Source organism: Paenibacillus sp. P46E (assembly GCF_001909095.1).
Classification (GTDB): Bacteria; Bacillota; Bacilli; order Paenibacillales; family Paenibacillaceae; genus Paenibacillus_AQ; species Paenibacillus_AQ helianthi.
Map to the genome: position 1 here is coordinate 134,799 of NZ_LVYZ01000027.1, position 9,327 is coordinate 144,125.

Consider the following 9,327-nt stretch of genomic DNA (forward strand, 5'->3'; position numbering starts at 1 on the left):
TTTTTGAAAAAATGCTTGCTCTCCCGCCAGATTCATGATATATTACTTCTTGCGTTGCATTTCATTAATTTGCGGTCATGGCGGAATTGGCAGACGCGCTGGCTTCAGGTGCCAGTGGTAGCAATATCGTGGAGGTTCGAGTCCTCTTGACCGCATACTAACAAAAAAGCTTCTGTACTGCTCATCCGGGCAGCGCAGAAGCTTTTTTTTGTTTTCCTTTCAATAGGACAGCGCGGTTGAGGCTGAAGGGGACGAGGCCTGTTGCTTGCGGAACCCCGAGGGAGACATGCCGCTCAGCTTATGGAATACCCGGTTAAACTGAGAGAAGCTGTTGAAGCCGCACTGTTCAGCGATTACGGAAATCCTAAGCCGGGTGCTGATCAGCAGCTGCTGGGCATTGCGGATACGGGTCATTTGGATATACTCGGTCAGTGTAGAGCCGGTGACCGTCTTGAACTGATGTGATAAATAATAAGAGCTGATGTAGAACTCCCTGGAGATCGAATCAAGAGTGAGCTCGCTGTTGAAATGACTGTGGATGTATGCGGTGACCGAATATATTTTTTGCATGATGGAATTCCCCACTTCTTCGAGGACATAGCTGTTCCGCTCTCTTTGCTGGTACAGGGCACACAGAAATTGCTGAAACAAGCTGTGAATCAGTACAGGATTCAGGGGAGAAGCGCCATGTGACAAGGTGAAGATGGAGTTAAGAGGATCAAATACGGCTCTCCGCGACTCGCCATTCAAACGGTAGATCGGTACCTCCTCTCCAAAAGAGAGAAACATATTCTTGTAAGCGGTTTCTAAACCGGGTATATTTTTGGGCATCGCGAAGTTAATGATCAGCCTTTTGTGGGGCGGACCTACCGGGTATTGTGTCTTGTGCAGCCGGTGCGGACGAAGCAGAACGATATCATATTGCTGAAGGGCATACGCATTCCCCTCGATCATATGAGTGGCTCTGGAATCCATTAATATATGAATCTCGTAAAAGTCATGAAAATGCTGAAATTCCATATTGATGTTATGGGACCGCTGATCATAATCAAAATAATAAAAAAGCGAATCAGCCGGTGTGTTGATGCTTACGCTATATCCTTGCTCATACAACAAGTCGCTATCAAGCATATCCTGGTCGCCGCCTTAATGTGTAGTATGGACCTATTATAAATCCAGAAAAGCAAAATATGCAATGTATGAGGGGGATCATAGCAAATATAACGTAGTTTTTGAGGGGAGGGATTTGCTATATTGGCTGTATGAAAGCGGATACAAGGAGTGGTGATCATGTTTTTGACCGAAGAGAAGCTGATCCGGCGTCAGGCGGAGATTGGAAAGTACAGGTACCGCAAGCTGCTGGAGATTAAGGAACTGGAATTCGCAGAGGATGAAGACGGGGCTAACGGTGTGTATCCTGAGGCCGTTTCCTTTGATGGCACAATCAAGCTGGAGGAGCACTGGCGCGGGCGCGACCGTTATATCTGGTTGCGTACTATGGTCGAGATGCCTATAAGTACACCCGGCTTCAAAATTGCCGGAAGGTTCGACTTCGGCAAGTCGGGGAGCTTCAACAACTCGGGGTTTGAATCGTTACTGTTTGTGAACGGGGAGCCTTACCAGGGCGTGGATAACAACCACAGGGAGGTTGTTTTTGGGCCGGAGCTAGGCGGGCAGACGGTGGAGCTTGTCTTCCGGCTGTGGTCTGGTCTTGAGGGCGGAGGCCCCGCCGTTATTCAGGATCACCGGATTAGCGAAGCGATGATTGGCTACCTGGATGAAACGATTGATGATTTGTGCTACCTGTCACAGGCGGCGCTGGACACGTACCGGTATCTGGGCAGCGACCAGCCGGAGAAGCAATGGCTGAAAAAAGCGCTGAACGACGCCTTTCGTGAAATTGACTGGTCGGAGCCCGGATCAGAGGCCCACGAAATGTCCCTGTACCGTGCCGGGGCCAGCCTGAACCGCGCTGTGGATGCTATGCCCAAAACCTTTGACATGACGATTACAGCCGTTGGTCATACCCATATTGATGTTGCGTGGCTGTGGCAGCTAAAGCATACGCGGGAGAAAATAGCACGTTCCTTCTCTACCGTACTGCGGCTGATGGAGGAGTTCCCGGAATATCAGTTCCTGCAGACGCAGCCGCAATTGTACGACTATCTGAAGCGTGATTATCCCGAACTGTTCGGACGGATCTCGGAGAAAATCAAGGAAGGCCGCTGGGAAGCCGAAGGAGCCATGTGGCTGGAGTCGGATTGTAATATCCCGTCCGGTGAATCCTTGGTCCGTCAGATTGTGGCTGGGAAACGCTACTTCCGGGAAGAGTTCGGGATCGAAAGCAAGTATTTGTGGCTGCCGGATGTATTCGGATACAGCTGGGCATTGCCGCAGATTTTGCGCAAATCGGGGATCTCCACGTTCATGACGACCAAGATCAGCTGGAACCAGTTCAACCGGATGCCGCATGATACGTTCTGGTGGCGCGGGCTTGACGGTTCCGAAATTTTGACGCACTTCATTACCACTTCGGAGAAGAACGGAGATGCATACACGTACAACGGCCGGATGACTGCCGCAATGCTGCGGGGAATCTGGAATTCGTATCAGGATAAGGACATCAATGATAACCTGATGTTCACTTATGGCTGGGGCGATGGGGGCGGTGGACCTACGCGGGAAATGCTGGAGCTTCGGCGGCGGTTCGACAAGCTGCCAGGGATGCCTAAGCTGAATATGGGCAGCGCAGGAGAGTATTTTGACGGGCTGCATGAACGGATCGAGAGTTCGGATGCCTATGTGCATACCTGGAACGGCGAGTTATATTTTGAATGCCATAGGGGGACATATACCTCTCAGGCCAAGAATAAAAAATACAACCGGCGGCTGGAGTTGCTGCTGCGCGATGCAGAATGGCTGCATACGCTCACCGGTATCCGGCGGGGGGATCTTGAAACCGGTTACCCGGCAGAAGAACTCCGCGGGATATGGGAGATCCTCCTGCGCAACCAGTTCCATGATATTATCCCAGGCTCATCGATTAAAGAAGTCTACGAGGACAGTGACCTTGAATATGCAGAAGGGGAGGCGCGGTCACTGGCTTTAATTAACGGCTGCGGTGAAAAGGGAGAGCGGACGGAAGGACAAGGAAGTCTTACCCTGCTGAACAGCTCCATCTGGGATCGTCCACGGTATGCTGAGTTACCGGGTGGAACAGCGAGTAATGCTGTCATCTGTGATACGGCCGGGCAACCTCTGGAGCAGCAGCGTACGACAGACGGGGGAAGGCTTGTGTATATTCCTTCTGTACCTGCTCTTGGTACGGCTGTTCTGCAATATGGCCAGGGGGAACTGGCTATTGCCCGCTCGGAGGAAGAATCGCCGCTGGCGGATACCGCCGGCCACCGCCTGACCACACCTTTGGTTGAGGTGGCCTGGAATGAACAGGGACACTTCACCTCTATCTACGACCGCCGGAACGGCCGTGAGCTCTTAGCACCCGGAAAGCGCGGCAATGTGCTTCAGGTATTTGAGGACAAACCGCTGGATTTTGAAGCCTGGGACATTGATATCTTCTACCAGGAGAAAATGACGGAAATCTCGCAGCTTGAAGAATGCAAGCTGATCGAGAACGGTCCGCTAAGGGCGGTCCTGCGTATGGTCTGGACGTACCATCGCTCAACCATCACCCAGAGAATCGTGTTCTACCGGGACACGGCAAGAATTGATTTCCAGACTGAGATGGACTGGCATGGTCATAACCAATTGCTGAAAGCGGCGTTTCCGGTGGATATTCATGCTGTGGAAGCTACCTACGATATTCAGTTCGGCAATGTGAAACGGCCGACGCATTGGAACACGAGCTGGGATTATGCCCGTTTCGAAACGGTAGCCCACCAATGGGCAGATCTCAGCGAGAAGGGCTATGGCGTAGCCCTGCTGAATGACTGTAAATACGGCTATGACATCAAGGACAGCGTGATGCGGCTGACGTTATTGAAATCAGCAGTCCATCCCAATCCTGAGCAGGATCAGGGCCAGCATGCCTTCACTTATGCGCTTTATCCGCATACCGGTGATTTTGTGGATGGCGGGGTTGTCCAGGCGGCTTGGGAATTGAATAATCCCCTGCGTACGGTTCCGGGAGAGTTGGAGGGTGATGCCTTGTTCACTATCGAGGGCAAACATGTGCTGGTCGATGCCATCAAGCGTTCAGAGGATGGCAGCCATGTTGTGCTGCGCCTGCATGAATATGCTGGTTCGCAGACCCGGGTCCGTGTGGAGAGCGCTTATCCCATTGCATCCTGGCAGGAATGCAATCTGATGGAGGAGCCGCAGGGGGATTGGCAGGCTGGTGATTTTGTATTCCAGATCAAGCCTTATGAGATTAAGACTTTTAGAATAGATATGGGGAAACGAGCAAACTGAGAGAAAAGAATCTACAGCGGGAGAGGGAGCGGAGTGCACGATGGATAACTACCGGGTGAACAAGGACGAAATCGTTGAAAAGCTGAATCAAGTAACGAATAAGCTGCTGAAGCTGGAACGGCCGGATAATGAAGCAGAGTTGCAGAACTTAGGAGAGGATGCGGGACGACGGGGATATTTTGTCCGTGATTTCGGTATGGAAGAATGGGATTGGCCGCAGGGAGTGGGGCTGTATGGCCTTCAAAAGCTGGAACGGTATTTCAGGGACGACCGTTATGAGAGTTATGCTAAGCCGTGGATGGCCCGTCAACTGGAGAAGGGGCTGCCAAGCCGGAATATCAATACAACCGCCCCGCTGTTGTCGCTGATGGAACTGGAGGAAGCGGAGGCGTTAAGCCTTGAATGGATCGAGTGGCTGATGAATGGCCTGCCCCGGACGAAGGAGCTGGGTTATCAGCATGTCACAACGGGAGCCAGCAAGCATGAAATTACGCTTCATGACAATGAGATTTGGATTGATACGCTGTTTATGGCTATTTTGTTCACGGCTAAAATGGGTGTGAAGTATGATAACGCCGAGTGGAGACAAGCGTCGCTGCACCAGCTGCTGCTGCATATCAAATATTTGTATGACAAAAAGACGGGTCTGTTCTTCCATGGCTGGCATTTTGACGGCCGCCATAATTTCAGTGAAGCGTTCTGGTGCCGTGGTAACGGCTGGTTTGCACTCGGCCTGCCGGAGTACCTGGAGCTGATGCGCCCGTATCTGGACAGCGGAGTCTTCACCTATCTTCAGCAGATTCTGCACGCACAGGCAGAGGCGCTATTGGCCTGCCAGAGCGGAGATGGCCTGTGGCATACCCTGCTGGATGACCCGGACAGCTATACGGAAACTTCCGGGTCAGCAGCCATCGCAGCCGGTATTCTTCAGGGTGCGCGCAGAGGGCTGCTGCCGGAGTCATATGCTAACCAGGCCCTGAGCACGATCCGGGCTGTACTAGGCAGAATTGACGGTGAGGGCACGGTGCTTGGTGTATCCGGCGGGACACCGATTGGTGCGGCAAAAGAAGATTACAAGCAGATCATTATTGCCCCTATGGCCTATGGCCAGGCGATGGCTATCGTCGCGCTGGGAGAAGCGCTGCATTATTGCTGATTCAATGTTCTCCATGCATTGTGCTGGGAGAACTAGTATATTACTGTTAATGCTGTGCCCTGCATGCAGTTCCATCTGGCGAAAAGAAATGCAGAAATTTTGCTTGTAGCATTGGTGGTGCTTGGAGTATACTATTCCCGGGATGGTTAAGCGCTTACCCCATAGGAGGATAAGCGAAAATGGTAAATCCGATCGTAGTAGGGATTATTGGCGCAGGCAGAATCGGTCGCCTACATGCAGATAATCTGCGTGTGATGCCGTCGTTTAAACTGAAATCAATCGCAGAAGCTATGGTAGGTGAGGAACTGCTGGAGTGGGCAGAAAGCCGCAACCTTGGCTCTGTATTTACAAATGGGGAAGATTTGCTGAATGACCCTGAGATCGAAGCGGTGTTCATCTGCACGCCAACGGATACCCATGCCTACTGGATCGAGCAGGCTGCCCGTGCTCATAAGAGCATTTTTTGTGAGAAACCGATCAGCCTCTCGTCAGAGCAGACCAGCCGGGCACTGCAGATTGCCAAGGAAGAAGGCGTACTGCTTCAAGTCGGCTTCAACCGCCGGATGGACCCGAGCTTCCGCAAGCTGAAGCAGCTGGTTCAGTCCGGACAACTGGGCAAGCCCCATATCGTGAAGATCACTTCGCGTGATCCGCAGCCACCCGGTGAGGCTTATGTCCTTTCTTCCGGCGGTATGTTTATGGATATGACGATTCACGATTTTGATATGGCCCGTTACCTGATGGGTGAGGAAGTGGTTGAGGTCTACACCCGGGGGGCCAATCTGGTTGACCCGATGTTCGGGCGCTGTGGTGATGTGGATACAGCTGTCATCACGCTGACCTTTGCCAGCGGCTCGATCTGTGTTATTGATAACAGCCGGAAGGCCGTCTATGGCTACGACCAGCGGGTAGAGGTGTTCGGTTCCCACGGATCGGCCACCGCCGACAACTGCCGTCCGACTACGGTGGAGGTGTCTACCGCGAGCTCTGTCACCCGCGATCAGCCGCAGCATTTCTTCCTCGAGCGGTACAATCAGGCATTTACGGATGAGGTTGCCGCATTTGCACAGGCAGTTCGCTTGCAAGAGCCGCTCATTTGCAGCGGAATAGACGGCCAACAAGCGGAACGAATTGCTGAAGCTGCTAAGGAATCACACCTGACCGGGCTCCCGGTCAAGTTGTCACACCATGCAGGAGAGGGTACGCCAGCAACGAGCCAGGTATTGTAAGCGGATGCACACCCTGAAGACAGAGGAGACCGGTGAAGATGTCCAATTTAATCATTAAGGCCGGAGCACCCGGCAAGGATGGACTTGTGGCGGCAGTGAGCAAGGAGAGCGCCGGATGGAACTATGTAGGCTTTGAAGTGTATCAGCTGCAGGCCGGGGAACTATTAAGCCGCAGTTCAGAAGGAAACGAGATCTGTCTGGTGCTGCTGGCAGGCAAGGCTGATGTAAAGGTAGATGGCATAGTCTTCTCCGGCATTGGCGAGCGCATGTCTGTGTTTGAGGATGTGGCGCCGTATGCGGTGTACGTTCCCGCAGGAGCCCATTATGAAGTTACCGCCCTGACAGAGCTGGAGCTTGCCGCATGTCTGGCGCCAGGGACGGGCAAATATTCACCCCGGCTGATCGCTCCTTCTGACGCTGTGGCCGAGAACCGGGGGGTTGGCAGCATGTCGCGCCGGGTGGTCAACATCCTTCCGGAGCAGAGTGAAGCCGAGAGCCTGCTGGTGGTCGAGGTGCGTACGGGCGGCGGCAATTGGTCCAGCTATCCCCCGCATAAGCATGACCAGGACAATCTTCCGGCAGAGTCCTATCTGGAAGAGACATACTACCACCGGGTCAATCCCGCCCATGGCTTTGTGGTGCAGCGGGTGTACAATGACGACCGCAGCCTGGACGAGACGATGGCCGTGGCTGACCGCAGCATCGTGCTGGTTCCGGAAGGGTATCATCCGGTATCCGCGCCGCCGGGCTACGATTCTTATTATCTTAACGTGATGGCAGGCCCCGTCCGTACCTGGGTCTTCCACAATGATCCCGATCATGAGTGGTTGTTCGGAGCGCAGCAGCAGCCGGACAGACAGGAATAATCAATGGGCTGGCCAAAGAGGGGCTTCCGCAGGGCGGAGGCCCCTCTTTGGTGCTGATATAAGGAAGAGTATATGTCACGCCATCATTTTTTTATTCCCCGCCGAGGACGGATGGCTGACTCGATTCGCAGTATTGCTGCTTCGGAAGTATAAGAAAGAGACGGCAAAGCCGATTCCACTGGGTAAGTGGTCGAAGCGCAGAGCCGGGCGAGATACCCGGCTGCAACTGACTAGTACGGCACTGCATAATAGACACCGTCTGGCGAGTTCCCTATAATCAAACGTATAAGATTGCAAGAAGGTAAAGGCGGGCCTATTAACGATGAAACCTACGATATATGATGTGGCACGTGAAGCAGGAGTTTCTATCGCTACAGTGTCCAAGGTGCTGAATAAGAGCGGGAGGATCAGCGACAAGACGCGGCAGAAGGTCAGCAGTATTATGGAAGAGCTGAATTACCAGCCCAGCATGGTGGCTTCTGCACTGACGAGCCGCCGGACAGGAACGATCGGGCTGATGATTCCCGATATTGCCAATCCTTTTTTTGCCGAAGCAGCCCGCGGTATTGAGGATTACGCCCAGGGGCAGGGAAGTGATCTGATCGTCTGCAGTACGGACCGGGACGATGAGAAGGCGGCAAGGTACATCTCGCTGCTCTTGCGCAAACGGGTCGATGGCCTGATTATCGCCTCTCATGTCGGGAATCCCGATATGATCCGCCGTCTGCTGGCCGATCATGTGCCGCTCGTGCTGTTCTCGGCGGATATCCGTATGATGGAGAGCAACTCTGTCACGGTAGATGACTATAAGGGCGGCTATCAGGCAACGGAATATTTGCTGTCCCTGGGACACCGCAGACTCGGCATCATCTCCGACAATCTGCCGGGAAGCAAGCTGCGCGCCGAAGGCTTCCTGGATGCGCTGAAGGCTGCGGGCGTTCCCTTTGATAATCCGGCGAATATTACACATACCTCGGCCACACTGGAGAATGGCCGGAAAGCGGCTGCGGCGATGCTGGGACAGGCGGAGGAAGAGCGGCCGACAGCGGTGTTCGCCTGCAACGATCTGCTCGCTATCGGGGTGCTGAAGGAGGCGCGCGGCTTAGGGTTGTCTATTCCCCGCGATCTGTCCGTAGTGGGCTTTGACAATACCATGCTGGCTGAGATTTGCCATCCTTCCTTGACCAGCATTGCCCAGCCCCTGCGTGAGATGACAGAGCAGGCTATGATCCTGCTGAACCAGGCTATCGATAATCCGGATAGTCCCAAGCGCAAAATCATGCTGATGCCGGAGCTGGTTGTCCGTCATTCCACGGGTCGGGTGCCGCATTAATAAGCAAAGAAACCAAGCTGCGCCCGAAGCCAAGCTGCGCCCGAAGCCCGGGCGCTCATCATTATGCAGGCTTGTTCTCCGCTACCCAGCGGTGGACAGGCTTTTTGTTGTTGCATAAGTTATGCTTTCGAAGCCAGTTTTGCGAAGTGTGCTCAAGGTAGCTGATGCTACCGAACTTTTAAGGAATGCGGAATCCGTAGGCGGGGAGGGGCATGGCAGGGGAGTGGCAAAGGCAAAGGCAAAGGCAAAGGCAAAGGCAAAGGCAAAGGCAAAGGCAAAGGCAAAGGCAAAGGCAAAGGCAAAGGCAAAGGC

At 53.5% G+C, this 9,327-nt stretch carries 7 protein-coding genes and 1 tRNA gene; 6 read left to right on the top strand and 2 right to left on the bottom strand.

Features of this window, described 5'->3' with window-relative positions:
• Nucleotides 1-71 precede the first annotated feature (71 nt).
• Nucleotides 72-155 (top strand) — tRNA-Leu (locus tag A3849_RS06475).
• Between the two features lie 64 nt (nt 156-219).
• Here the strand turns inward: A3849_RS06475 and A3849_RS06480 are convergent.
• Nucleotides 220-1,131: a helix-turn-helix domain-containing protein gene (locus A3849_RS06480; protein ID WP_074110658.1), complete on the bottom strand. Its 912-nt coding sequence runs from the start codon at nt 1,129-1,131 to the stop codon at nt 220-222.
• A 159-nt stretch (nt 1,132-1,290) separates the two neighbouring features.
• On the opposite strand from A3849_RS06480, the gene A3849_RS06485 reads away from it, so the two are divergent.
• The 5 genes from A3849_RS06485 to A3849_RS06505 all read left to right on the top strand — a co-directional run bounded on the left by A3849_RS06485 (nt 1,291) and on the right by A3849_RS06505 (nt 9,015).
• Entirely contained in the window at nt 1,291-4,431 is a 3,141-nt protein-coding gene (locus A3849_RS06485; protein ID WP_074110659.1) for an alpha-mannosidase, read from the top strand.
• A gap of 40 nt (nt 4,432-4,471) precedes the next feature.
• Nucleotides 4,472-5,587, top strand: a complete 1,116-nt coding sequence (locus tag A3849_RS06490) for a glycoside hydrolase family 88/105 protein (RefSeq protein ID WP_074110660.1) — start codon at nt 4,472-4,474, stop codon at nt 5,585-5,587.
• A gap of 179 nt (nt 5,588-5,766) precedes the next feature.
• A complete protein-coding gene (gene iolG / locus A3849_RS06495) occupies nt 5,767-6,816 on the top strand; it encodes an inositol 2-dehydrogenase (protein ID WP_074110661.1) in 1,050 nt (349 codons plus the stop codon).
• Nucleotides 6,817-6,854: 38 nt separating this feature from the next.
• Nucleotides 6,855-7,682 carry a 5-deoxy-glucuronate isomerase gene (gene iolB, locus A3849_RS06500; RefSeq protein WP_074110662.1) on the top strand — a complete coding sequence of 276 codons (828 nt, stop codon included), beginning with the start codon at nt 6,855-6,857 and terminating at the stop codon, nt 7,680-7,682.
• Nucleotides 7,683-8,004: 322 nt separating this feature from the next.
• Complete coding sequence (locus tag A3849_RS06505) at nt 8,005-9,015, top strand: LacI family DNA-binding transcriptional regulator (RefSeq protein ID WP_074110663.1); 1,011 nt, start codon at nt 8,005-8,007, stop codon at nt 9,013-9,015.
• A gap of 81 nt (nt 9,016-9,096) precedes the next feature.
• Here the strand turns inward: A3849_RS06505 and A3849_RS33300 are convergent.
• Nucleotides 9,097-9,327, bottom strand: a 231-nt coding sequence (locus A3849_RS33300; protein WP_218619212.1) for a hypothetical protein, incomplete at its 5' end; no start/stop codon positions are given.